The following is a 25,528-nucleotide window of genomic DNA, read 5'->3' as shown; positions in this document are numbered from 1 at the left end:
CCTTTCTTTGTTACCATTCACTGCCAAGCAGTAACCTTAAAGATCTTTAAGAGATTCTTCAAGTTTTTTTTCAAAATCAATATCCTTAGCAGCAGGTTTCTCTGCCTGTCTTGGCTTTCTGTCTGCTGCTGGAGAAGCTTTCTTTCTTTTAGGCTTCTCATCCTGTCGGAAGATTGGATTGGCATAAGTACCAGAGTTGTCCTCTGCCTTGCGCTCTTCACGAACAGGTTCTGCATTTATTTTCTTAATACTTCTCTCGGAAGTTGCAACAGAAGCCTTGGGAACTGCTTTTACATAATAGAAGTACTCATCATCCTCATACTCCAGACGCTCTGCACGGCTGTAATCTCCTCCAAATGCAAAGAACTCAAGCACAAGTGCCAGGAGAACAGCTGCAATCGTACAGATCAGAAGCGGAACCATTGCAACAGTTGCATTCAGGTTCATTCCAAAACTTCCAACAAGCATTATAAACACATAGGCAACACCGCCTGTAATAATAGATATCCTCCATGCATGATCAAAAGAGCGGGTACGGATCAGATGTACCAGAAGGATAACTGCTACAAAAGCAACAACTGCAATCCACATTCCCCAGTTCTGTACCAGACCGTCAGCCATGATCTGCAGCTTATCTGTCATCTCCAGATCCGGATTCACAAGAATTGTTGACTGTGATCTTAAAAAACGGATAAAATAATACATAACCACACCGCAGCCAGCCGGAATTGCAGATAAACTGCTCTCCATAAGTCCGCTTCCAATAGGAAGTAATGCCGGAAGGCTGAATGCAAAGGAAAGCGGTGTAAATACAAATGTTACATTCTGTTCACCACTGAACCTCAAGAAAAAGATCATCATCAGAAGGATCAGAACAAGCATAAATGCCGCAATTTCAATTCCAAGTGCATAACTGTGAACAAGGATCAGCACAAAACCAATATACATCATAGCGGAAGACGGCAAAATGGAACAGATCAATGCCAGGATCAGTACTAAAAATACATTATTCAGGCGAGACATATATCCCATATTCGCATTGATCCACAGGAAATAAACCAGTGCAAGAACAAACTTCATTACAGGCAGGATATACATTTCATACTGTCCGTATATTTCTTTTATTTTCTGCTTTAACTCAAGTAATGCTGTCATTTTCTATATCCTCCTGACATTTCACGTCCTGCGAATTTCTTTTCTTCACGAGTATAGATTTTCTCTAATTTCGTCAGCTGAGTGTAATACTGTTTTACACTCTTCTTCGCCTTATGGTACTTCACAGTGTACTGGATATATGTCAGCACAGAATATAATACCAATATCCCTATATATCCCCCCAGGACTACAACTCCAAGAGAGATCAGATCCATCTTGTGCACATTATCCAGCAGATATTCCAAATTATACGCTGCAATCACAGCCAGTATCAATCCATATCCAATTGTTACAAGAAAGAAATTCTTAATCAGCGCCAGACCAATATAGTCACTCCTGTAGTACTTGCTTACTGGAAGATACTTTCTGCCTTCCTGTTTCTCATATACAGCAAGCCGGTCCATTATCTTTACTTTTTCTTCGTTTATCATAAATGGCTCCTTATGCGTTTCTTTTAAAGCTGAAAAGCTATACTCATACAGGATGATTGTATCATATATCCCATGCCATGAAAAGCATTTTTTTACCTGTTGTTTCCAATACACAGCGTGAGAAAATATACATGGGATGCTCCCTTTTCCAGCAGAAGCTTTGCCAGCACATCCATGGTACTTCCAGTAGTATATACATCATCAATAAGCAAGATACGCATTCCTGCAGGATTTCCTACAACCTGAAAAGCTTTTTGAAGATTCTTCTTTCTTTCAGCCGCATCCAGTTTTTTCTGTGATCGGGTAGCATGGCACTTTTTTAGAATAGCAGTATCTACAGGAATCCCAGCATAACGGGACAGTTCTTTCGCCAGAAGTTCAGCTTGATTAAACCCTCTTATGCGCTGCTTTCTTCTATGAAGCGGAACCGGAATGATTATCTGCGGCTTCCATAATGCAAGCATATCTTTTCCGTAGATATACAATGCTTTTCCATAAAAGCGGCTGTATTCCTGACAACCAAAATATTTATATTTCATTATAGAGTATCTCATCCGGTCATCATAGAGAAAAATCCCGCGTCCCTGGTCAAAAGCGCCTGGATGGGCGCCGCAGTCCCTGCAGTATTCTTCATCTCCATTTACCGGTTTTCCGCATTTGTAACACCGTGGCCCCGATACAGGTCTTAAATCTCCGGCACAGTCCAGACAGATCAACTGATGGCTGTTCCTAAGAATCCTGTGACACAGAGGACACCGTCTTGGATACAACAGATCCAGAAAGTTCCTGTATCCTTGCCCAAAGAGAGCTGTAACGTTTCTGCTGCTTCTCATTGCGGATCATCTCCCCGAAAGTCTCCTCACTTCCAACTACAGTAACACATTTCCGTGCTCTTGTAACACCTGTATACAAAAGATTGCGGTTCATCAGCATCTTGGGGCCGGAAAGGAGCGGCAGAATAACTGCCGGATATTCTGAGCCCTGGGATTTATGTATGGTTATAGCATAGGCAAGTTCCAATTCTTCCAGCTGCTTAAAAGAATAGTCAGCGAAACGGCCATCCTCAAATTCCACAGTGGCAGTCTCTGCAAATTCATTGATTTCCTTCAGAATGCCAGTATCTCCATTAAATACGCCCACCCCTTCTTCTACAGGAATTCCGTATTTCCCCCGGACTTCCCATTCCAGCTGATAGTTGTTCCGAATCTGCATAACCTTGTCTCCCTCACGGAAAAGCCGGTCTCCAATTTCTTTCTCTTTTTTACCTGATTCTGGTGGATTCAGGTATCTCTGTAAGATCTGGTTCATCCTCTCTACGCCCAGAAGCCCCTTTCGCATTGGAGTCAGAACCTGTATTTCAAAAGGTCTTGCATCCACATACTTCGGCAGTTTCTCCTGAATCAGTGCGATGACCACGCGGATAATAATATCGGCATCATATCTCTTCAGGAAAAAGAAATCGCGGCTTTTGTTATCAAGGGAAACCTGCTCTCCGTTATGGATCTTGTGTGCATTTACTACAATATCACTGTGAGAGGCCTGCCTGAAAATTTTCTTCAGTTCTACTACTGGAAAAACGCCGCTTTGAATAATATCCCGCAGCACATTTCCAGGACCTACACTTGGCAGCTGGTTCTCATCTCCTACCAGAATGATCCTGGTTCCCGCAGTCACCGCAAGAAGCAGTGAATGCATAAGAAAAATATCCACCATAGACATCTCATCAATAATGATTACATCTGTATCCAGCGGATTCTCTGCATTCCGTTCAAAATGAACACCCTGAGACTCTCTGCCATCCTCATCCGGCACACCGTTCAATTCCAGAAGCCGATGTATTGTCTGTGCTTCATAACCTGTAGCTTCTGTCATTCGCTTGGCTGCTCGTCCTGTAGGTGCTGCCAGACGAAGAGTTGCGCCTTCGCCCTCGAAAAAACGAATAATTGCATTGATCGTGGTAGTTTTACCGGTACCTGGTCCTCCTGTAAGTACAAAAAGGCCATTTCCAGCAGCCTCTACAACAGCCTTCTTCTGCATTTCCTCCAAAACAGTACCTGTTTCTTTCTCAATCTGGGCAATTCTTCGCTCCATCATCTGCTCATTCTGTGGATAACGGATATTTAATTCAGTGAGCATTCTTGCTGTATTCAGTTCCAAGCGGTAATACTGGCTTGGATAAACCAGTACCTCTCTGTCATTCTCTTTTAAAACAACTTTCCGGTCAATTGCCATATCCATCAGATGTTTCTCCATATAAGAAACATCTACCTGAAGCAGCTGGGAAGCTCTGTCAAACAGTTCGTCCTTCGGAAGATATACATGTCCTTCCCCTGAAGCCTGGAGAAGAGTATACATCATACCGCTGCGGATCCTGTAATCTGAATCTGCATGTATACCAATACGTGACGCAATGGTGTCTGCAATTTTAAAGCCAACTCCCGAGATATCATCTGCCAGACGATAGGGATTCTCCTGAAGCACACTGTATACGGACTGACCATATTTCTGATATATCTTTGCTCCAAGATTCAGGGAAATGCCATATTTCTGCAGAAACATCATGGCTTTTCGCATATCTGCCTTCTCAGTCACCTGTACTGCAATCTCTCTGGCTTTCTTCTCACTGATTCCCTTGACTTCCGCCAGCCTTTCCGGTTCTTCTTCCACTATTCTAAGGGTATCCTCGCCAAAACACTGCACAATTCTGGCAGCAAGTGCTGCACCTACCCCTTTAATCGCTCCGGAACCCAGATAACGTTCCATAGCCTGGGTGTCCTCTGGTGCCTTTTCCGCATAAGACTGGATATTAAATTGTCTGCCGTATATATGGTGCTGGGAAAACTGTCCCTCAGCTTCAATGGTCACACCCTGTGTAACGTCAGGAAATGTTCCTACACAAGTCAGCTCTTCCTCTGAATCCGCGGTCTTAAGAACCATAACTGTATATCCATTTTCATCATTGCGGAATATGACATGATCTATATAGCCTGTAACTTTCTCACTCATTTGTTCTTCTCCTGCCGCCAGCACTAACCAAAGGGCACTGCTAGAATGTGTTTGAAAAAGTATTCCCGCAATCTGCACGCCCCACTTTGCAGAAAGCCTTTTTCAAACACGCTCTAGAACGCAGTACCCTTTTCATTATAGTTTACATAATATTTTATCTTTTGCAAAACAGAATAGCCCAATTATATGTTACTGTTTACGCTTTTCAAAGCAATCAGATTATTCTTCCATCCTGGTAATTACTTCCGCATATTTACCGGTTCCCACCACAACCGCAGACATAGCATCCTGCACAGTAAGAGTGCTTACGCCGGTCTTCTGCTCAATGAGGGTGTCCATTCCATGGAGCAATGCTCCGCCACCTGTGAGAACAATTCCTCTGTCTACAATATCTGCAGCCAGTTCCGGCGGAGTTTTCTCAAGCACTCCGTGCACAGTCTCCACAATCTGATTGGTAGCATCCCTCAATGCAATACGGATTTCTTCTGAAGTCAGAGTTACAACCTTGGGAAGTCCGGTGATCACATTTCTGCCTTTTACCTCCAGCATCCGCGGAGATGCTTCCTGGCAGGCAGTTCCGATTTTTATTTTTATGTTCTCAGCGGCCTCTTCCCCAATAAAAAGGCTGTGATTTTTTCTCACATAGCTCATGATTGCCTGGTCGAAATTATCTCCGGCAACCTTTACGGAAGCAGACACAACAGAGCCAGCCATGGAAATCACGGCAACATCAGTGGTTCCGCCTCCTATATCCACGATCAGATTACCAAAAGGCTTCGTCACATCTACTCCGGCACCAATTGCAGCTGCAATCGGCTCTTCCACAAGAAACACTTCCCTTGCTCCGGCCTGATAAGTAGCTTCCTCTACTGCCTTTCTTTCAATCTCTGTGGTTCCGCTGGGGATACAGATACTGATTCTAGGCTTTCGAAAGGCATGGCGACCCATTGCCTTGGAAATGAAATACTTCAGCATCTTCTCCATAACCGTATAATCTACGATCACTCCCTGGCGGATTGGCCGGATTACTTCCATATTTGATGAAACATGTCCGGTCATCTGTCTGGCTTCCTCACCGATTGCTTTTATTTTCTCTGAGTTCTTATCATAAACCACTACAGACGGCTCACTGACTACCAGCCCCCGTCCAGTGGAATATACCTGACTGTTTCTGGTTCCCAGGTCAATTCCAATATCACTGGCAGGCATTAAATTCCCCTTTCTCTCAAAACACTTTGTCACACTTTCTCTGCAAGAATTGTGCAATAAATGATTACCATTCATATTCCGAACTGTAATCATAAACATCACATTCTGCAGATGTGACTTTATAATTGTCTCATAGATTTTTCATAATTAATAGTCTTCGTACCATTATAAACAAAAATGCTTCAATTGGAAAGAGGTTTATTATCAGAATCACTTCAAATATTTCGCAACATAACGTCCTGTATAAGAAGCTGGATTCTTCGCCACTTCTTCAGGTGTTCCCTTGGCAACAACTGTTCCCCCGCCATCTCCGCCTTCCGGTCCGATGTCAATTATATAATCAGCGGTCTTGATCACGTCCAGATTGTGTTCAATTACAACAACCGTATTTCCACCATCCGAAAGTCGACGCAAAATCTCCACCAGTTTCTGAACATCTGCAAAATGCAATCCAGTGGTAGGCTCATCCAGAATATAAATAGTCTTACCTGTACTGCGCTTACTCAGCTCTGCAGCCAGCTTAATACGCTGTGCTTCTCCGCCGGAAAGAGTGGTGGAAGGCTGTCCGAGACGAATATAGGAAAGACCGACATCATATAAGGTCTCTATCTTCCTTCTGATGGATGGAACGTTCTCAAAGAACGTCATTGCCTCCTCAACTGTCATATTCAGTACATCGTAGATGCTCTTATCCTTATACTTCACTTCCAGAGTTTCCCGATTATAGCGCTTCCCCTTGCAAACTTCACAAGGGACATAAACATCTGGCAGGAAGTGCATTTCAATTTTAATAATACCATCACCACTACAGGCTTCACAGCGTCCGCCTTTTACATTAAAGCTGAAGCGCCCTTTCTTATACCCCTTTGCCTTGGCATCTGCTGTAGCAGCAAAAAGATCTCTGATCTGGTCAAACACGCCTGTATACGTAGCAGGATTAGATCTTGGTGTACGGCCAATTGGAGACTGGTCAATGGCAATTACCTTGTCCAACTGGTCTATTCCAATAATTTCATCATGCTTTCCCGGGATCACGCGGGCCCTGTTCAGATCCCTTGCAAGATGTTTGTAAAGGATTTCATTAATCAGAGAACTCTTTCCTGACCCGGAAACACCTGTAATGCAGGTCATAATTCCAAGAGGAATATCCACGTCTATATGTTTGAGATTATTCTCTGCCGCCCCCTTAACAGTCAGATAACCGGTAGGTTCCTTTCGTACTTCCGGAACCGGGATTTTCAGTTTTCCGCTGAGATATGCTCCTGTAATGGACTTCGGATTCTGCATAAGTTCCTCAGCAGTGCCCATTCCAACAAGCTGTCCACCATGTTCTCCTGCGCCGGGTCCGATATCTACAATACAGTCCGCTGCGCGCATGGTATCCTCATCATGTTCAACCACTATAAGACTGTTTCCCAGGTCTCTTAAGTGCATCAAAGCACCAAGAAGTTTATCATTATCCCTCTGATGCAGACCAATACTTGGCTCATCCAGAATATAGGCAACCCCGACAAGGCCGGAACCGATCTGGGTAGCAAGACGGATTCTCTGTGCCTCTCCGCCAGACAGAGTACCAGTGGCACGTGCCAGGGAAAGGTACTCCAGACCTACATCTGCCAGGAACCCAACTCTGGCTCTGATCTCCTTTAGTATCTGCTTTCCAATAAGCTGCTGCTGCGGAGACAGCTGCATTTCTGCCAGAAATCTCTTCAGCTTATCAATGGACATATTGGTAATTTCATAAATATTCTTATCCGCTACCGTGACCGCAAGTGACTCCTTCTTCAGTCGCTGTCCCCTACATGCTTTACACGGAGTGATCTGCATAAAGCTCTCGTATTCCTGTTTCATAGATTCAGAGCCAGTCTCTTTATAGCGCTGTTCCACATTCCTTATAAGGCCTGGAAAAGCCACATCATAAACACCCTCTCCGCGCTGTCCCTTATAATAAACCTTCACAGAATGTCCGCCTGTACCATACAGAATAATATCCTGTATCTTCTTGGGATAATCTTTAAAAGGTGTATCCAGATCAAAACCGTATTCCCTGCAAAGGGCATTCAGAATAGCATTGGTAAAACTGCTCTTATCTGTGCAAGACTGCCAGCCCATTACTACAATAGCCCCTTCAGAAATGCTCAGAGACTTATCCGGGATCATAAGATCCGGGTCAAATTCCATCTTATAACCAAGGCCAAGGCACTCCGGGCAGGCCCCAAATGGGTTATTAAATGAAAAACTTCTTGGCTCGATCTCATCAATACTGACTCCACAATCCGGACAGGAAAAGCTCTGGCTGAAATTCATATAATTTCCGTCCATGGTATCCACCACAGCCAATCCGTCAGCCAGATTCAATACTGTCTCAAGAGAATCTGTAAGTCTTTTCTCAATTCCAGGCTTCACGATCAGACGGTCTACAATAATGGCAATCGTATGTTTAATATTCTTATCCAGGGTAATCTCCTCTGAAAGTTCATACACATTTCCATCGATTTCCGCACGTACATAACCGCTGCGTCTGGCCTGATCCAGTAATTTCGCATGGGTACCCTTGCGTCCTCGTACTACCGGTGCAAGAAGCTGGATCCTGGTGCGCTCCGGCAATTCCATGATCTGATCCACCATCTGGTCTACTGTCTGCTTGGCGATCACCTTGCCGCATTTCGGACAATGTGGAATACCAACACGGGCGTATAAAAGACGGAAATAATCATAAATTTCTGTCACCGTTCCTACTGTGGATCTGGGATTGCGGTTAGTAGACTTCTGGTCAATAGAAATAGCCGGTGGAAGTCCCTCTATGCTCTCCACATCTGGCTTCTCCATCTGGCCAAGGAACTGTCTGGCATAGGAAGACAGAGATTCCATATATCTTCTCTGCCCTTCTGCATAGATCGTATCAAATGCCAGTGAAGACTTTCCTGATCCGCTTAAGCCGGTAAGAACTACAAACTTATCTCTGGGAATATCCACACTGAGATTCTTCAGGTTATTCTCATTGGCTCCTCTGATTCTGATAAACTGTTTCTTATTCTCTGCTGCCATCTGTTCCTCCATTTCTTAACCGGAAAGCACCGGCTGTAACTCCCTGTATCCTGATCTGATCCGGAATCCTCCGGCTCAGATATTTCTTAATGTGTTCTTCAAGAATATCACAAGAACATTTGTTCGTCAACCATTTCTAAATTCTTTTTCCACCAAAACTTACAGCAAAAAATCTGCCATCACTGCATTACTCACATGAATGCCTTCTCTTGATAAAAATATCCTGCCGCTTTCTTCCAACAGCAGTCCCTGTTTCTTATATTTTTTCAGAACTTCTCCATATATATTCTCTATTGCAGTGCCGAAATACTCCTGAAATTCCTTTTTGGACACGCCCTGTGTCATACGAAGTCCAAGAAACATAAACTCTGCCATCTCATCTTCTCTTGTAAGAAGTTCCCTGTTTTTTCGAATTTTTTCTGGTGCACTGCTGTTTTTCAGATATTCCTGCATATCAGCAGTATTGGAAAAACGCTCCATTCCCAATAAGGAAGCCGCTCCAAGCCCCAGCCCCAGATAATCCTTTCTCTGCCAGTATCCTTCATTATGTCTGCATTCATACCCTGCTTTTGCATAGTTGGAAATCTCATACTGATGATAGTCATACTCTTTCAGAACTGCAGCAACATCTTCATACATGCGGTATTCCGTATCTTCATCAGGCAAATCCAGCTTTTTTCTGAAAAAAGGTGTGCCCTCTTCAATAATAAGACTATATGCTGAAATGTGCTCCGGGCCAAGTGCCGCCACTGTCTGAAGATTTTCTATCCAGCCGTCATAACTCTGTCCCGGAATAGCAAACATCAGATCCACATTTATATTGGAAAAGCCAGCCGCTCTTGCCATCTGAAAGCTTTCCAGAAACTGTGCATAATTATGAATTCTTCCAAGCATAGCCAGTTCCTTATTGTTTGGCGACTGTAAGCCAATGCTGATCCGGTTAATTCCGTATTTTCTGTAAATAGAAAGTTTCTCAGGCGTCAATGTTCCAGGATTTGCTTCAATCGTTACCTCCGCATCCGCCGAAAACAAAAAATAATCTCTCAGCCCCTGTAAAAGCTTTTCCATTACATCACATTCCGGCACAGAAGGTGTTCCCCCGCCAATGAAAACTGTATCTACCGGACGTTTTTTCAGATTCTTTGAAACCGTCTCCATTTCCCGTAAAAGTGCATAAATATAAGCTTCCTGCCCGGCCCTGGTAGAGGGACCTGACAGGAAGTCACAATAATCACATTTCTTTATGCAAAACGGGATGTGAAGGTACAATTCCAAACCATTCTTCTTTGTTCCCATTCTGATTTTCTCCACATTGTTTATTTTCTTCTGTTTACAATGCTGTTTCTGTAAAATTAATCTCCACTACCGGTCTCAGTTTCTTCATCTGTTGAATTTCCAGTAGCATCACTGCCGCTGTCAGACGAATCTGCAGCAGTCTGCTCTTCTGAAGAGCCGCTCTTACTGCTGCCTGCAGCCTTTCCCTCTTCTTTTTGAACCAGATACTCATTCACCATAGTCACGCTTCCGCTTTGCGCTACCGCATCTTTATTTACCTGGCGAGGTACCGGCGTAGGTGTTGCTGTAGGAATCGGCGTGATCTTCATTACGCCCTGCGACTCTGCGTCTGGTGCTTTCACCGTTTTCTTCCCACATGCACAGCTGCCTGCAAAAATTACGATCACCAGCAGGATCACTGTCAAAATCCCGCCCTTGATCCACTGTTCCCTGTCTTTTTTATAACTTCTCTTTATTCTTCTTGTCAGAATACGTATCTTAGCTTTCATCGGATACCTCCGCGTCTGATGCCAGCTGGCATATATCTTATGTCAATCAGTCACACTCAGACACCTTTATTTATTGCTTTTCACCACAGGATTGACAACAATTAATTTTCATCCAGTTTCAGTACGCTCATAAATGCTTTCTGCGGAATCTCTACGTTTCCAACCTGGCGCATTCTCTTCTTACCTTCCTTCTGTTTTTCCAGAAGTTTCTTCTTACGAGAAATATCACCGCCGTAGCACTTGGCAAGAACATCTTTACGCATAGCCTTAACCGTCTCTCTGGCAATGATTTTGCTTCCGATTGCGGCCTGGATCGGAATTTCAAAGAGCTGACGCGGAATCTCATCTTTCAGCTTCTCGCACATCTTGCGGCCTCTTTCATAAGAAGTATCTGCATGCACAATAAAAGAAAGGGCATCCACTTCTTCTTTATTTACCAGAATATCCAGTTTCACAAGCTCACTTCTCTCATAACCACAAAGTTCGTAATCCAGAGACGCATATCCTCTGGAACGAGATTTCAAGGCATCAAAGAAATCGTAAATAATCTCATTCAATGGAAGCTTATATTTCAGAAGAGCTCGTGTCTCTTCCATATATTCCATGCCAAGATACTGACCACGGCGCTCCTGGCAAAGATCCATAATGGCACCGATAAATTCTGTAGTTACCATAATCTCAGCATTCACGATTGGCTCTTCCATATATTCGATCTCAGATGGATCTGGAAGATTGGTCGGATTTGTCAGATCAATCACTTCGCCGTTTGTCTTGTGTACTTTGTAAATAACGCTTGGAGCTGTAGTAACAAGATCCAGGTCATATTCACGTTCCAGACGTTCCTGAATGATTTCCAGATGAAGCAATCCAAGAAATCCGCAGCGGAAACCAAATCCAAGAGCAACAGATGTCTCCGGCTCATAGAATAAAGAGGCGTCATTTAACTGCAGTTTCTCCAAAGCATCACGAAGATCCCCGTATTTCGCTCCGTCAGCCGGATAAAGGCCGCAGTAAACCATTGGATTTACTTTCTTATATCCAGGCAAAGCCTCCTCACATGGACGGTTATTGTCCGTAATAGTATCACCAACACGAGTGTCTCTTACGTTCTTAATGCTGGCGGTAATATAACCTACCATTCCAGCTGTCAGTTCCTCACATGGAATAAACTGCCCAGCTCCAAAATACCCAACTTCCACAACTTCTGCCACAAATCCAGTGGCCATCATACGGATGGTTGTGCCTTTGCGGACTTTTCCATCTACCATTCGGCAGAAAACAATGGCACCCTTATAAGAATCATAAATGGAGTCAAAAATAAGCGCCTTCAGCGGTGCATCCGGATTTCCTGCAGGTGCCGGGATCTTAGCCACTACCTGCTCCAGAACCTGATCTACATTCAGACCTGTTTTTGCAGAAATCTGCGGTGCGTCCTGGGCTTCAAGTCCAATCACATCCTCAATTTCATTGATAACACGCTCTGGCTCTGCACTTGGAAGATCAACCTTATTGATTACTGGAATAACCTCAAGATCATGATCCAGTGCCATATAAACATTTGCCAGCGTCTGCGCTTCAATTCCCTGTGCAGCGTCAACTACAAGGATGGCACCGTCGCAGGCTGCAAGGCTTCGTGAAACTTCATAGTTAAAATCCACATGTCCAGGTGTATCGATCAGATTGAAAATATACTCTTCTCCATCTTTTCCATGATATACCGTGCGGACAGCCTGGGATTTGATGGTAATTCCACGTTCTCTCTCCAGTTCCATATTATCCAGAACCTGGGCCTGCATTTCCCTCTCAGTCAAAAGTCCTGTCATCTCTATAATTCTGTCGGCCAGTGTAGATTTACCGTGGTCAATATGTGCAATAATACAAAAATTTCGAATTTTACTCTGGTCTGTCATTCCAGACATTCCTCCTCTGGTTATGCTATACTGTTTATTCTATCAAGAGATTATAGCACAGATTAAATCTGTTTGTCACTTCCTTTTATATGGTTCCTGTTCACTCCGTTCACAGTAACGTTCTTGACGGGATAAATTATATTATTTTTATCCTGTTCCGCAGCCCTTTAACACTCTGTTCAAAATGTCTGCAAAGGGTTCCATGGCGTTTTTTACTTCCTGCACCGTATTTGTCTGGGCACCGGCTTCCAGAAGCAGGGCTCTTTTTCGTAAATGAAGATTGTAGCGCAAGCCCGCCAGGTAAATCCCTCTGTAAAAATCAGGATAATACAACGCCGCCTGATATTCCAGCTGAAAAGAAAAAGCAAGATTGTCCTGTATGTAAGGATTGGGCAAATAAGAAACCTTCCCCTGGGCATTCGTGTAGCTAAGGCCATTATAAAAAAGAATCTGCGCAGTATCTTTTCCGTTTATTTCAGTTACCAGCCGTCTGTCTTCATCGATGCCATCTCTGTGCAGATCAATAACCACCTCCACAGACGGATTTTCTTCCAAAACCTTTTCTACGTAATCACAAGCATAATTATAGGCCTTATTCCGATCCAGTTCTCCGCTCATCATATCAAAAGCTTCTTTTATATGGATCACCTGATAACCATATTTTTCTGACAGCAAACTGGTCAGATAATTTCCAACACCCACAATCGTATCTTCCTCTTCTCCTTCCCTGGAATCGGAAAACGTTTCCTGGGAGTGACTGTGATAAATTAGAATCTGCGGCTCCAACGGTCCATGACTCAAGGAAAAATCCTCTGCCAGAAATTCAGCAGCATTTATTTTTACGGCAGATGCATCTGTGTTCTCATCTACAATGTAAAAATTGTTCATTAGATAATCGTAATCCGACAGCTTGTCTCTGGACAGATCCAGAATTGGATGCGGGAGAACGATGTTAGACTGAGGAAGGGTATTTGCAGGCTGAGTTTCTGAATTTAAGTGATTTTCACTATTTTCTATGATTTCTGACATCTCAGAGTTATCTTTATTTTCTATTTTATCTGTATTATTTATTTTTTTACTTTCCTCAGAAACACTGCTGTTTTTTTCCAGATTGGCTTCCTTGGATTTCTTTGCATTTTCCTCTCGCAAATTACGCTCATTCTCTGCAACTTCTTCTAAATATGCTCCATTTCTCTTCTCAATCTCAGCCAGAGTTTCCCCATCCATTTCCATCCAGGTTTCCTGTGCTTTTTCCTCCGTAAAATAATAGAACGGAAACTGCCTGTACACATTATGCACAATTTCCCGCATGGAAAAAGGTCCTGGCAGCATAGCCAGAACCGCAAAAAAACACAGACAAAGAAACACGCAGAAAACCTTCTGGACTTTTGTCACGAAATCACCTCTTTAAGGTTATCCTATGACAGATTTTTCCTCCGTATGTTTCTTTTTTTAGGCTAACTTTCCATATTTTCAGTATTTTTCCACAGTTCACCACCTTTACATCAGCTTCATGCGCCAGAGCGTGTTTGAAAAATCATTCCCGCAATCTGCACGCCCACTTTGCTGGAGATTTCACCCGAATTCGGTTGCCGTAGCCCGCTACGATGCCCTCATCTAGGCAAAATCTCCCACAAATTGTGACACACATCTTGCAGAAAGCCTTTTTCAAACACGCTCTAATAGCTCTCTGCAAAAGTCATATTTAATCCTTCTGAAATCGTAAAACTCAGATATTTTATGGTCTCGTCCACATCTTTCGGCGTCACAAACATTCCATGAAGATGTGGGGAAATCATTTCTTCCAAAAATTCTTTCTGTTCGGCCTCGTCCAGTGTCTCAAGCAAATGAGCCATAGAATCATGAACAATAGTCGCCGCATCCACCACCGTAGGCACTCCGATCCCAATCACTTTTACATTCAGATTTTCTTCTGTAAGACCATTTCTGTGGTTTCCCACCCCTGATCCCGGAGTAATTCCTGTATCCGTGATTTGAATGGTCCGATTAAGGCGCCTGGTATTTCTTGCGGCAAGAGCATCCACAGCGATCACTACATCTGGCCGTGTTATTTCCACCACGCCCTCCACGATTTCCGAAGTTTCCATTCCAGTCTGCCCCATTACTCCTGGAACAATTCCGCTGATTGCATGAAGAATCTGCTTTTCTGTACTTTTCAGTCCATACTCGCGGATCAGATGGCGTGTCATATGAAGATTCCCAATTACTTCCGGTCCCAATGAATCCGCCGTAATACCCGGATTTCCAAGCCCAACAATAAGCACGGACTTTTCCTTTTCCAGACCGATCAGCTGGCGTAAATGTCTGGAAAGTTCTTCAGACACTTCCCTGTGATAGTCCTCATCTGGCGCTGAAAGCCCTTCCGATTCAATTGTAATATATGTCCCCTGAGGTCTCCCCATCGCCCTGGCACCATTTTCCGTGGTTATTTTCACCACAGTGGTTCGAATGTCTTTTTCCTCATTATAATCTTCCTGAACCTCCACCCCGCGCACTTCTACATTGTCCTCTGTAAAGCGTTCTCTTGCCTCTACCGCCAAATCGGTTCTGATCTTATAAGTTCCCAGCATATCAGTTCCTCCATACTTTCCCAAATTCTCCCATATCACCGGCTCCGCCCTGCTGTTTTCTATGTGCAAAATGTATTTCTCATTGCAATTCATACCTTTCACAGCCACACCTTTCGATTTTTATATAATCTCCCCACTTTTTTGCAAAAATATGTATGTCAAGCATTTTTGTAAAAATATGTATTGACAATCCAAGGTAATTATTATAAACTATATAAGCATGTTCATAGGAACGCCCGTGTCTGTTCTTATGATGCAAAAAATTAATCATCATTCACGAATTGGAGGTGTACGAATTGGCTAACATCAAATCTGCAAAAAAGAGAATTTTAGTTAACAGAACAAAAGCTGCGAGAAACAAATCCATCCGTTCTGCTGTTAAGACTTCCATCAGAAAAGTTGACGCGGCAGTAGCAAACAACGATAAGGCAGCAGCAGAGGTTGCATTAAAAGAGGCTATCTCTACAATCAGCAAAGCAACTTCCAAAGGTGTTTATCACAAAAACAACTGCGCAAGAAAAGTTTCCCGTTTATCCAAAGCCGTTAACAGCATTGGCTAATAGATATCTGAATTTTTAGTTATAAGCTTATAAGTGAAAATTAAGGCAGTCGAACCGTCATCGACTGCCTTTTTTCTGTATTTTTTTGCATTCCTGTTCAGCCCACTGCCTATTTTTGCAAACATCATAGCCTGCACCAAAACGTCATCTTCTGGCTGAACTATACTTCACGATCAGTAATTCCACACTAAGCACATCCTGCAATCTGCCTGTCTTCACAGCTTCCTCTGCATCCACAAAATCCGTCACTGCCTGACGAAGTTCACTGATTCTATAGGATCTTGCACAGACTGCAATATTTTTCACCACAAAAGACGGCACTCCCAGTCTTGATGCCATCACCGGCTGAGGGATTCCTTCTTCTGCATATTCTTTTACCAGAAGCAGCTGGCGAAACTGTTTCGCCAAAAGAAAAAGGATTCTCATCGGGGGCTCCTTCAGCGTGAGAAGATCATAATACAGATCCAGTGCTCTCTTCTGATTTTTCTCCGTTACTGCCCGGACCATATCAAAAATCTTATTCTGGGTCTGAGTGGTACAAACCTGCTGAATATCCTCTCCCGTTACCACATCCCGGTCACCGGTATAGGAAATTATCTTTTCCAGTTCCATCCGCAGGTTTCCCATGTCCACGCCAGTCATGGTAAGAAGGAGTTCCATATCCCGCTGGGTGATCATCTTGCCTTCTTTTTTCAGAAGCCCGGCAGCCCAGCGCATTAGCGTTTTCTCATCCTGCTGCACAAATTCTCCGATTCTACCTGCTGCCTTTACGGCTTTATACATACGGTTTCTTTTATCCACCTCATTTTCTACAAAAATAAGGCAAAGATAGTCTGGCAGTTCTTTCATATAATCAGCCAGTTCATCACATTTATTCTTAAAAAAGCCGGTATCTTCCAACAAAACCACCCTACGGTCTGCAAAAAAAGGCATGGTCTCACAAAGGTCGATCAGTTCCTTCACATCAATGTTCCGACCCTCATAATGATTAAAATTCATGGTGTCATCTTCTGGATTTAGCGCCTGCACCAGTTTATGTTTATACTGCTGTTTCAGGTAAGCTTCCTCACCATACAGCAAATACGCCTGTTTAAAATTGCCCGTCTTTATATCTTCCTGGATATTCTTCAAAATATACGCTCCTGTCATCTTCTTGTCGGTCAGGACATTCCCCCAAGGTTACTATTCACGATCTGACCAGTAGCCCCCCAGACTCTTTCAGCCAGGGTGATAGAGCTGTACTCGACATTCTACTAAACCATACCACAAATTGTGTCTTTATAAAAGTGCCTTTTTCGCTCTACATACTATTTCCCTTTTCCAAAAATTTCTTAATCCTTATCCCCTCTTTCTCCCAGCAAACTTTCACAGCACCGCTCTCCATAGTAAAACTGGTCTGGCACCCGGTTTCTTCCAGGCGTTTCGTAATTTCCGGTGACGGGTGGCCATAGGTATTGGTAGAAGAGCAGGAAATCACAGCATATTCCGGGCGCACTGTATCAAGAAACTGTTGACAGGTAGAGTAATGGGAGCCATGGTGTCCCACCTTCAAAAAGTCCACATCTTCCAACATTCCCAATTCCAGCAATTTCTTTTCCGTTTCTTCCCCGATATCACCTGTCAAAAGGCCAAGAAACTCCTCATATTTTACTTTAATCACCATACCATCTTCATTTACGTCTGCGCCAGAAGCGCTGACAGCAGGAGCAATTATCTGCAATTGCAATTTACCTGCATTCAGGCAGTCTCCTTCCTTCAGGGTTCTCACTGGAATTCCGGCCGCTTTTGCTGTCTGTTTCAGTTTTTCCCATGCAGCAGGAGGATTTTCCCACTCAGGCAGATACAAGCATCCCAATTTTACTGAATTCAGTTTTTTTACAGCCATCTCCAATATTTCCTGTACACCACTGATATGATCCTGATCTGTATGAGATATAAAAATTCCATCAATCTGAGAAATCCCCTGATTTTTCAGATACGGTAAAACCTGATATTGTCCCACACCTGATTTGTTTGTGCTTCCACCATCCACCAGAAAGCAATTCCCTTCCGGCGTCCGCAGCACAAGCCCGTCGCCCTGTCCCACATCCAGACAGCTGACAGAAAATGGTTCCGGCTCACGCCATATAAGAATAGACATGGCCAGGCATACAACTACGAAAGCAATTATTTTTCTCTTCCTCTTCCCTTTCTGTGTAAGTATCCAGACTGCTCCTGCAAACAAAATATAATATACAGCCACCTGCCACAGCTTTGGTTGTCCTGTGATCCAGATGCCAAAAGGCAGATTCCCAGATAGTTTACATAACTCTTCATAAATTCCAGCAAGAACCTTTCCAGGCAAAATCACAACACGCCCAACGGAAAAGCTTACACACCCAGCAAGCAATCCAATAACTCCGCTTCCCAGAACAACTCCTACTGTAGGAAGCACCAGCAAATTTAAAAAAATTCCAACCAGTGAAACTTCTCCGAAAAAATATAAGGAAACAGGAAGCATGGTCAGCTGTATTCCTATAGATGCGCCTAAAGCCAGATTTGCTTTGCAAAAACCTCCGGCAAATTTTTCATATATTTGCCCTGTATGTTTTCCTAAAATCATACAGCAAATATTTTTAAACTTTTTTCCAGCATGTCTTTTCCATACACTCTTTTTTCTCCGCACATTTTCCCCTTTTTCAATACGGGATAAATCCATACTCTTTGTTAATGCAGGAACCACTACGCCAGCTCCTGCTACCGCGCTAAATGACAAAAGGAACCCACTGTTATATAAATATGCTCCTGAATCTCCAAGAATTAACATAGCCGAAACAGCCAGCGCCGTTGGCAGATCATAAATCCTTCCGGTTATTTTCGCCCCTACAGATATCAAAAACATACAGACTGCACGCATAGTAGACACACTTCCACCAGTCATCACGCCGTATTGAAGCAAAATCAGCAGGGCAATTATCCCAGACGGCCAGATTCCCATTCCAGTCTTCATCAGAAGATTATAAATTCCCATCCCAATCACACTGATATGCAGCCCCGAAATTGCCAGAACATGCACAATACCAGCCATCTGGTAGCGAAGCTTTACTTCCTCATCCAGACTGCTTTTATCCCCGAGAACAATTGCCTGAAAAACCCCAGCTTCTTTTCCACCAATTCCATTCAGAACTTTACTGAGATATTTCCTTAGATCATTCATACCTTGTCGATAAGCAGAATAATTTTCCGATTTTTTTAACAATTCCGCCTTTTTCATAAAATAGAAAATATGCTGGCTGGCATAATACTGTCTGGCATCAAATTCTCCTGGATTTCGCATCTCACCTACTCTCTCCAGATTTCCAGACATCAAAACAACAGTTCCTGCCGGAACATCTTCTTTTTTCTTAAAAAATACTTTTACATTTTCAATAGATATTTTCTTCGGTTGATTTTCCTTTGATTGATTCTTCTTTGGTTGATAAATCAGATATGTATTGCTAAGATAAACAGATTGTGAAAATTCATTTTCTGTGGTCTGTGTCACTTCTCCGCAGATTGTGACCTTGGGATGTTCCCGGATCCAGGAGTCCACATTTTCCGGAACAGGATTCCCTCTGATCAGTGGAAATCCTGCCCGGTCGGCCACACACATAAGGAGCATCAAGACCAGACACACCATGCAAAGCGGTCTTTTCGTCATTTATAAACTCCTTTAGTATTTCATTTTATAAGCGTTATTGATTGATTTTTTCAAACACGCTCTAATTCTCTTTCAGGATCAGATCTGTATTTTTACTGAAAAGACTGTACAAAGATGTTCCATCACTTAACTTAGCCTCTGTATCACCTTCGATTGAAATCTGCACTTTATCAGCAGATGTCGTATCCAGAAGAGAATTTACCACGGAATAGATCATGGTGTTCACCGGGATATCAATTCCTGAATCTGAAAAAGCGGAACTAAAATCCACATAGCACACATTATCAGACACCTCTATTCCCAGAATATCCGTATTCTGCGGAATTGTTGGATAATGCCCTTTCACCATCGGTCCTTTGGCAAGCTGTTCCAGTATTACTCTCTCTCTTGGCAGAATTCTCTTATAATATACATTTCTCTGTTCTGCCACAAGATGCTCTCCTGTCTTGTCTGTAAAATACAGAGTAAAAGTATCATACCGATACGCATCTTTATCAGAGCCCCACATTTCTACAAAAGTGTTGCCGTCAAGCAAGCTTACAGCCTGTCCCTTGGAATCGGTAAGCTCCTGATTTCCTATAAAAATCTTTATGCCGGTGATTCCTGGAATCTGAAGAAAAGTTCTTGCCACACCTGCGCGCACCAGAATCTCCCTGGTTCGGGAAATATTACTGTAATCAGCATTAAACTCCAATTCCAGAAGGGATTCATTTAAGCGGTAAGTCACCAGCTGAACTCCTGCTGGAAGCAAAGGCAGGTTCTCTCCGCTGCTCTCCTGTCCATTCAGGATTCCCATTAAATCCTGGAGCATATATTCTGCACTTTCCTGCTCCGGATAATATCTTGTCTTTGTTACTTTCGTTTCATCTTTGTTCAGGTAATATAGATAGTACTGATTGCTGACACTTTCAGTCTTCTCTCCCTGGCTTTCCACCGAGCATCCGGTAAGAAGGCCAATGATCAGAACCAGAGCCATCGCTGTACTCAACAATTTCTTCATCTGGCACCTCCTACGGAATATATGATAAAGGAATGCGGACAGTAAAGGTAGTTCCCTCGCCTTCCTTACTTGCCACCTGAATAGTTCCATGATGCATGGTCACAGCACTTCTGGTAATTGCAAGTCCAAGACCTGTGCCGCCAATTTCTTTGGAATGGGATTTGTCCACACGGTAAAAACGTTCAAAAATTCTTCCGATGGACTCCTCCGGAATGCCCATTCCGGAATCTGCAACCTTCACATAGAAATATTTATGGTCAGCGTCAAGGGTTACACGAACCCAGCCATCATCCACATTGTATTTAATACCATTCTCAACCAGATTGCTCACGGCAAGAGTAAACTTTACCTCATCCACATCTGCTTCAACAGGGCGGAAACTGTCCAGGATCAGATCAATGTGCCTCTTATCTGCAATTGGACGGAGTCTCTTCAGGATATCCTCCAGAAGCTGATTGATATTCAGGTGCTCCACATTCAGATCAGCTGCTTTCTTATCCATTTTTACAAGAGAAAGCAGGTCTGTGATGATCTTATTCTCCCGATCAATCTCTGCAGTGATATCGCCCATAAACTCCTGATACAGCTCCTCCGGCACCCCTTCCTGGCCCACCAGTGAATCGGCAAGTACCTTCATGGAGGTAAGCGGTGTCTTCAGCTCATGGGACACATTGGAAACAAACTCATTTCTGGACTCATCCAGAATCTTCATTCTGGAAAGCATTTTGTTGAACGCATCCGTAATAAGTGCTGTCTCTGTATAATCCGGGACAGAAATCTCCTCATTCTGGTATCCATCCGTCAAATCCTCAATGGACTTGGTAACTCTGGCAAACGGCTTTACAAGAACCGTAGAAAGCACATATCCAAGAAGGACCGCCAGCACAATAATGATTCCTGTGATCAGAAGACTCTTCTGTTCCAGCTCCAGAATATTCTCTGCAATTTCATTGGAGGAAAAGCTGATCAGCATAGCACCCTGAAGCTGCTTCACCTCCGGGCTTTTCACAGGGAGAGCCATCTCAATCTTCTGTGTCTTACTATTATAGCGGCTGGCTTCCTCACCTTTGAAGCATTTGATCACCATAGTGGAGATCAAAGTTTTTCCCTCATCTACGCCATAGGTATCCTTGATAATCCTGTAATCCCTGTCAACTAACAGAATTCTGCCGTCATACACATTAGACAACAACTCCAGCTTGCTGTTTACATCCTGCGAGCTGGAGTCATTCATATAATTCTCTTTAATTAACAGGTTACACAGAATGTCACACTGCTTCTCAACAGTCTGCTTACGGACAGCCACAGCCTTGCTCTCATAGGCCGCCACCATCACATGAGCAACAATGACACTTGGTACGATTCCCAGAATGACCAGAATGATCAGAATACGAAAACGCAGACTTTTTAAAAAGCTTGGTTTCTTTTTCTCTGGCATGGCTTATGCCTGGAAATAATATCCCACACCCCATTTGGTGTGTACATATTTGGGCTCACTGGGATTCGCCTCAATTTTTTCACGTAAACGACGGATATGTACATCCACTGTACGAACATCACCAGGATATTCATATCCCCATACAATATTCAGCAGGTTCTCACGGCTGTACACTTTATTGGGATTAAACACCAGAAGTTCCAGCACATCAAATTCTTTGGCAGTCAGATTGATTTCCTTACCAGAAATAAACACGCGACGGCTCTCACAATCCATCTTCAGGTCACCAGCCTCTATTGTCTTCGCCTTGTCTTTTTCTTCCTGATTGCTGCCTGCACGGCGCATAATGGCCTTGATTCTTGCCTTTACCTCAAGAATATTAAATGGTTTGGTGATATAGTCGTCCGCGCCATACTCAAGGCCGAGGATCTTATCCATATCCTCACCTTTCGCTGTAAGCATTACAATAGGAACATTTGAAAATTCCCTGATCTGCTGGCATACTTCAAAGCCATCCATCTTGGGAAGCATAAGATCCAGAAGAATAATGTCATATTTCTTCTCTTTGGCCATCTCCAGGGCTTCTTCGCCATCGTAGGCACAATCCACATCCATTCCATCCTGTTCCAGACTGAAACGGATACCCTTTACTATCAGTTTCTCATCATCTACTACCAAAACTTTCCTGCTCATTTAAGAATCTCCCTTATCCAGTTGATATCTTGTCTTTTATCTTTGAAAAGGTACCCTCTTTGATACCTTCTACATTCATAATCTCTTCGATAGAAGCAAAGTCTCCATGCTCCTCTCTGTATGCAACAATGGCTTCTGCCTTTGACTGCCCGATTCCGCTTAAAGTGGAAAGCTGTCCGGCATCTGCAGTATTCAGATTAATTCGTGTATCATCGCCTACGCCATCTCCGAAACTTCCTGTATCTCTTCCAACAGTTCCCGATGGATTTTCCACTGAGCTGCCTTGAATTTCTTCCAATCCTAAATTCCCAGAATTGTCACCATCGTTCAATGCCTCTGGCACTTTCGCCATAGCAAGTTCCAGGTTCTCAGCCACTTCTTTCTCAGTAGGCACATAAATCTGCTGCCCATCTCCAATACTTCTGGCTCTGTTCAGATAATTTATGGCTGCCTCTGGCAAATATCCTCCTGCTGCATCAACAGCCTGGAAAATACGTGCTCCTTCATCCAGCTCATAAACGCCTGGATTTACAACGGCTCCGCATACATCAACGAATATTTTCTGTGGAATTGGCGTTTCTAGTGGCAAATCCAAAGCTGAATTTTCTGTATTCCCCTCTGATCCAGCATCTGAAACAACAGACTGTTTTTCGGGATTTTCCCCTGCCGCCACGTTATTCTCATACGCAGTGCTCTCTTCTCCTGCTTTTCTATTCGAGTTCTCTTCATCTGAATCCATCTCTTCCAGAAAAACCTCTTCCCGACGTGCGCAACCTGTCATTGCAGACGCCGTCCAGAGAAAGAACAAAACTGTCCAGATTCCACATCTGTATTTTATTTTTCTTCCCATGCAGGTTCCCCTTTCGCTTTATGCGCAGGTTCCCCTCCACTCATGCTTTACCTAATCTATTTTAACGAAACTTTACATTTTTTACAATACCATTTCTAAATTTTATCAGTCTTTTATCTATTTGCCTTATTTCTCCCATTTAAATATGACAATTCCTACAATCGCCACAGCCATGCCGATCAGTTTTCGCCACTGAAAATCCACTTTTTCTACACCAAACAGACCAAATAATTCAATTATATAGGCAACTGCCAGCTGGGAAATTACAATCAGCATAGCAGCCTTTGCAGGACCTAAACTTCCCATGCTTTGAATGACAGTTATGGTAATAAATGCTCCGATAATACCGCCAAGTAAAGTATATTTATTCTCCACCTGCCACAACGCGCCAACACTGTCCCTCCCGGTAAAAATCCACGCCAACACGCAGACCAGAAACGCAGAAAACTGTACCCAGCCGGTGGATACCCACAAGCTGGTCTGCTTAGTCATCTCTGTGTTAAAAACGCCCTGAATACTCATCAATGCACCAGATATCAACGCTACAAGAAATCCCCACATACAATACCTCCATAAACTATCCTATACTTCCAGATTCTTTCTCTAGAACGTGTTTGAAAAAGGCTTTCTGCAAGATGTGCGTCACAATTTGTGGGAGATTTCGCCCGGATGAGGGCGCCGTAGCGGGCTACGGCAACCGAATTCGAGTGAAATATACCGCAAAGTGGGGCGTGCAGATTGCAGGAATGATTTTTCAAACACGCTCTAAGCCAATCGATGTTCTGACAGCCTCCAAAAGGATACTCCCTTTCCCGGGAAGAAAAGGAGGTGCACTTGCAGCAGGCACCTCCATAATAGTATTATATGTATTTTTCAAAGATTCATTCACTTCGCAAGTTTTTCGCTTTTTTTCGTAACGCAGCACCGGCAGTAATTAGACGCCGATAAGATCCAGAGAAAAGCAGGAATGATAATAGCAAGAACGCCCGTATTCCATACCATATGAAGCAGCATGGCTACCAATGTGCAAAAAGGAAGTACCTTTCCAGTCAGCAGATAAGTCTTATAGCTTGCTTCGTAAATTTCTTCCTTCTCTGCTTCGTCACAGCTTGCAAGCCACTGCTCCTGAAAGTTTATAGAAGTAGGATCACCTTTCTTATCCGGATAAATTCTCTGAACCAGCTTTATATAGCGAATCTGCCACATACCAAAATATCCAACCATTCCCACAAACACAACCAGTCCTGCTAAGAACATCCATATCTCACCGTCACTCTGGCTCTCAATATATTTCATAGAGTATCCTGGTGAAATAAGCAGCATCATAAGAACAGTTCCCACTGTACTCGCAATCATCCCCCAGCTGGAGGACACTTCAATATGATACTGCAATTCATGATATTCTTCATCCTCTGCATCCTGTATCTGGCTTCCCATTCTCTTCATCTTTCCAAAATGGATCTCACAGATCATAATACAGATCGCACCGCAGATACATTCCAGCAGCACTGTATGATCACGTACAGCCAAAAGAAATGCATTCATCCCATGCCCAATAGCTGCTATAGAATTCTCCCCAGTGTATGATGTAACAAAGCCAAAAATTCCTCCAACAACACCACCAGCCAGCATAATCAGTACCATTTTTAAATAGGAATTCATTTTCTTCTTAGATTTTCCCTTATTCATCTTCTCCATCCTCCGTATAAGTAAAAATATCTTCCACTGTCACCTGACAGATCTTCGCCAGCTTCAAAGCCAGCGTCACTGAAGGTGAATAGTCTCCCCTCTCAATCAGGCTGATCGTCTGTCTGGACACACCAGCCAGTTTCCCCATGTCCGCCTGATTGATTCCAAGCCTGGCACGATATTCCTTCAATCGATTCTCCAGCGCCATTTCAAAGGCTCCTTTCTCATTCGTAGTGTATTCATTTTTTTGAAATGACTTATTTCATTGTCATTATGACAAGTTTATTTGTCATTCCTTGTATTTGCATAATATCATTGACAACTTTACTTGTCAACAGGTTTTTTATATTTTCCCAAAACAACCTTGCAATCCTGTTATATCTCTACTGAAAACCGCTTTTCCAGTCTTTCTTCTGACATTATGCAAAAATATTTTCGAAATTTTCTATATTTTCCATCTATTCAACAGCTCTCACAATTGATAT

23 protein-coding genes and 2 pseudogenes are annotated in these 25,528 nt (G+C 43.2%); 3 read left to right on the top strand and 22 right to left on the bottom strand.

What is annotated here, in order from left to right; all coding sequences use genetic code 11:
* Nucleotides 1–36 precede the first annotated feature (36 nt).
* The 11 genes and pseudogenes from ACESTK_RS11905 to ACESTK_RS11855 form a co-directional block, all read right to left on the bottom strand.
* Complete coding sequence (locus ACESTK_RS11905) at nucleotides 37–1,155, bottom strand: hypothetical protein (RefSeq protein ID WP_118579689.1); 1,119 nt, start codon at nucleotides 1,153–1,155, stop codon at nucleotides 37–39.
* Nucleotides 1,152–1,586 carry a hypothetical protein gene (locus ACESTK_RS11900; RefSeq protein ID WP_118579692.1) on the bottom strand — a complete coding sequence of 145 codons (435 nt, stop codon included), beginning with the start codon at nucleotides 1,584–1,586 and terminating at the stop codon, nucleotides 1,152–1,154. The genes ACESTK_RS11905 and ACESTK_RS11900 overlap by 4 nt, the downstream gene beginning before the upstream one ends.
* 92 nt (nucleotides 1,587–1,678) lie before the next feature.
* On the bottom strand, nucleotides 1,679–2,419 hold the full coding sequence (locus tag ACESTK_RS11895) for a ComF family protein (protein WP_118579695.1): 741 nt from the start codon (nucleotides 2,417–2,419) through the stop codon (nucleotides 1,679–1,681).
* Complete coding sequence (locus tag ACESTK_RS11890) at nucleotides 2,316–4,592, bottom strand: ATP-dependent RecD-like DNA helicase (RefSeq protein WP_373119819.1); 2,277 nt, start codon at nucleotides 4,590–4,592, stop codon at nucleotides 2,316–2,318. The genes ACESTK_RS11895 and ACESTK_RS11890 overlap by 104 nt, the downstream gene beginning before the upstream one ends.
* Before the next feature lie 36 nt (nucleotides 4,593–4,628).
* Nucleotides 4,629–4,685: pseudogene (locus ACESTK_RS11885) on the bottom strand (DUF6783 domain-containing protein); the annotation flags it as partial.
* Between the two features lie 126 nt (nucleotides 4,686–4,811).
* Complete coding sequence (locus ACESTK_RS11880; RefSeq protein ID WP_148461733.1) at nucleotides 4,812–5,801, bottom strand: rod shape-determining protein; 990 nt, start codon at nucleotides 5,799–5,801, stop codon at nucleotides 4,812–4,814.
* A gap of 210 nt (nucleotides 5,802–6,011) precedes the next feature.
* A complete protein-coding gene (gene uvrA / locus ACESTK_RS11875) occupies nucleotides 6,012–8,849 on the bottom strand; it encodes an excinuclease ABC subunit UvrA (RefSeq protein WP_373119817.1) in 2,838 nt (945 codons plus the stop codon).
* 159 nt (nucleotides 8,850–9,008) lie between these two features.
* The gene (gene hemW / locus ACESTK_RS11870) at nucleotides 9,009–10,145 is read right to left on the bottom strand and encodes a radical SAM family heme chaperone HemW (RefSeq protein WP_373119816.1); all 1,137 of its coding nucleotides are present in this window, start codon (nucleotides 10,143–10,145) and stop codon (nucleotides 9,009–9,011) included.
* 56 nt (nucleotides 10,146–10,201) lie between these two features.
* Nucleotides 10,202–10,633 carry a hypothetical protein gene (locus ACESTK_RS11865; RefSeq protein ID WP_173718896.1) on the bottom strand — a complete coding sequence of 144 codons (432 nt, stop codon included), beginning with the start codon at nucleotides 10,631–10,633 and terminating at the stop codon, nucleotides 10,202–10,204.
* 101 nt (nucleotides 10,634–10,734) lie between these two features.
* A complete protein-coding gene (gene lepA / locus ACESTK_RS11860; RefSeq protein WP_330382770.1) occupies nucleotides 10,735–12,543 on the bottom strand; it encodes a translation elongation factor 4 in 1,809 nt (602 codons plus the stop codon).
* A 147-nt stretch (nucleotides 12,544–12,690) separates the two neighbouring features.
* A complete protein-coding gene (locus ACESTK_RS11855; RefSeq protein WP_226815251.1) occupies nucleotides 12,691–13,938 on the bottom strand; it encodes a stage II sporulation protein P in 1,248 nt (415 codons plus the stop codon).
* 118 nt (nucleotides 13,939–14,056) lie between these two features.
* On the opposite strand from ACESTK_RS11855, the pseudogene ACESTK_RS11850 reads away from it, so the two are divergent.
* A pseudogene (locus ACESTK_RS11850) lies at nucleotides 14,057–14,269 on the top strand (DUF6783 domain-containing protein).
* On the opposite strand, the gene gpr reads toward ACESTK_RS11850, so the two are convergent.
* Complete coding sequence (gene gpr / locus ACESTK_RS11845) at nucleotides 14,223–15,134, bottom strand: GPR endopeptidase (protein ID WP_373119814.1); 912 nt, start codon at nucleotides 15,132–15,134, stop codon at nucleotides 14,223–14,225. The pseudogene ACESTK_RS11850 and the gene gpr sit on opposite strands and share 47 nt — an antisense overlap.
* A gap of 296 nt (nucleotides 15,135–15,430) precedes the next feature.
* Between gpr and rpsT the strand changes: the two genes are divergently transcribed.
* Nucleotides 15,431–15,694, top strand: a complete 264-nt coding sequence (rpsT, locus tag ACESTK_RS11840) for a 30S ribosomal protein S20 (RefSeq protein ID WP_330382769.1) — start codon at nucleotides 15,431–15,433, stop codon at nucleotides 15,692–15,694.
* Nucleotides 15,695–15,838: 144 nt separating this feature from the next.
* Here rpsT and holA read toward each other — a convergent pair whose 3' ends face one another.
* From holA to ACESTK_RS11800, 8 genes are all read right to left on the bottom strand, one after another.
* The gene (holA, locus tag ACESTK_RS11835) at nucleotides 15,839–16,825 is read right to left on the bottom strand and encodes a DNA polymerase III subunit delta (protein WP_148461738.1); all 987 of its coding nucleotides are present in this window, start codon (nucleotides 16,823–16,825) and stop codon (nucleotides 15,839–15,841) included.
* 169 nt (nucleotides 16,826–16,994) lie between these two features.
* Complete coding sequence (locus tag ACESTK_RS11830) at nucleotides 16,995–19,373, bottom strand: ComEC/Rec2 family competence protein (protein ID WP_373119813.1); 2,379 nt, start codon at nucleotides 19,371–19,373, stop codon at nucleotides 16,995–16,997.
* 61 nt (nucleotides 19,374–19,434) lie between these two features.
* Nucleotides 19,435–20,373, bottom strand: a complete 939-nt coding sequence (locus ACESTK_RS11825) for a GerMN domain-containing protein (RefSeq protein ID WP_373119811.1) — start codon at nucleotides 20,371–20,373, stop codon at nucleotides 19,435–19,437.
* 10 nt (nucleotides 20,374–20,383) lie between these two features.
* Nucleotides 20,384–21,811, bottom strand: a complete 1,428-nt coding sequence (locus ACESTK_RS11820) for a cell wall metabolism sensor histidine kinase WalK (protein WP_148461740.1) — start codon at nucleotides 21,809–21,811, stop codon at nucleotides 20,384–20,386.
* 3 nt (nucleotides 21,812–21,814) lie between these two features.
* Nucleotides 21,815–22,504 carry a response regulator transcription factor gene (locus ACESTK_RS11815; protein ID WP_173734913.1) on the bottom strand — a complete coding sequence of 230 codons (690 nt, stop codon included), beginning with the start codon at nucleotides 22,502–22,504 and terminating at the stop codon, nucleotides 21,815–21,817.
* 13 nt (nucleotides 22,505–22,517) lie between these two features.
* On the bottom strand, nucleotides 22,518–23,354 hold the full coding sequence (locus tag ACESTK_RS11810) for a helix-hairpin-helix domain-containing protein (RefSeq protein ID WP_226855023.1): 837 nt from the start codon (nucleotides 23,352–23,354) through the stop codon (nucleotides 22,518–22,520).
* Between the two features lie 126 nt (nucleotides 23,355–23,480).
* Nucleotides 23,481–23,915 (bottom strand): DMT family transporter, encoded by a 435-nt coding sequence (locus tag ACESTK_RS11805; protein WP_118579731.1) that lies wholly within the window; start codon nucleotides 23,913–23,915, stop codon nucleotides 23,481–23,483.
* Entirely contained in the window at nucleotides 23,897–24,070 is a 174-nt protein-coding gene (locus ACESTK_RS11800; RefSeq protein ID WP_308768404.1) for a DUF6783 domain-containing protein, read from the bottom strand. Before ACESTK_RS11800 ends, ACESTK_RS11805 begins: the two co-directional genes overlap by 19 nt.
* Here ACESTK_RS11800 and ACESTK_RS11795 point away from each other — a divergent pair.
* On the top strand, nucleotides 23,990–24,271 hold the full coding sequence (locus ACESTK_RS11795) for a DUF6783 domain-containing protein (protein ID WP_319017271.1): 282 nt from the start codon (nucleotides 23,990–23,992) through the stop codon (nucleotides 24,269–24,271). The two genes, ACESTK_RS11800 and ACESTK_RS11795, sit on opposite strands and share 81 nt — an antisense overlap.
* On the opposite strand, the gene ACESTK_RS11790 is transcribed toward ACESTK_RS11795, so the two are convergent.
* On the bottom strand, nucleotides 24,240–25,043 hold the full coding sequence (locus ACESTK_RS11790) for a DUF3169 family protein (protein WP_173716155.1): 804 nt from the start codon (nucleotides 25,041–25,043) through the stop codon (nucleotides 24,240–24,242). The genes ACESTK_RS11795 and ACESTK_RS11790 overlap by 32 nt on opposite strands.
* Nucleotides 25,036–25,245, bottom strand: a complete 210-nt coding sequence (locus ACESTK_RS11785) for a helix-turn-helix transcriptional regulator (protein ID WP_330382771.1) — start codon at nucleotides 25,243–25,245, stop codon at nucleotides 25,036–25,038. Before ACESTK_RS11785 ends, ACESTK_RS11790 begins: the two co-directional genes overlap by 8 nt.
* Nucleotides 25,246–25,528: the final 283 nt, after the last annotated feature.

Origin of the sequence: Ruminococcus sp. Marseille-P328 (assembly GCF_964249465.1) — a bacterium.
Lineage (GTDB): Bacteria > Bacillota > Clostridia > Lachnospirales > Lachnospiraceae > Blautia_A > Blautia_A faecis.
Note: the sequence above shows the minus strand (reverse complement) of the source record. Positions and strands in the feature narration are given on the sequence as shown.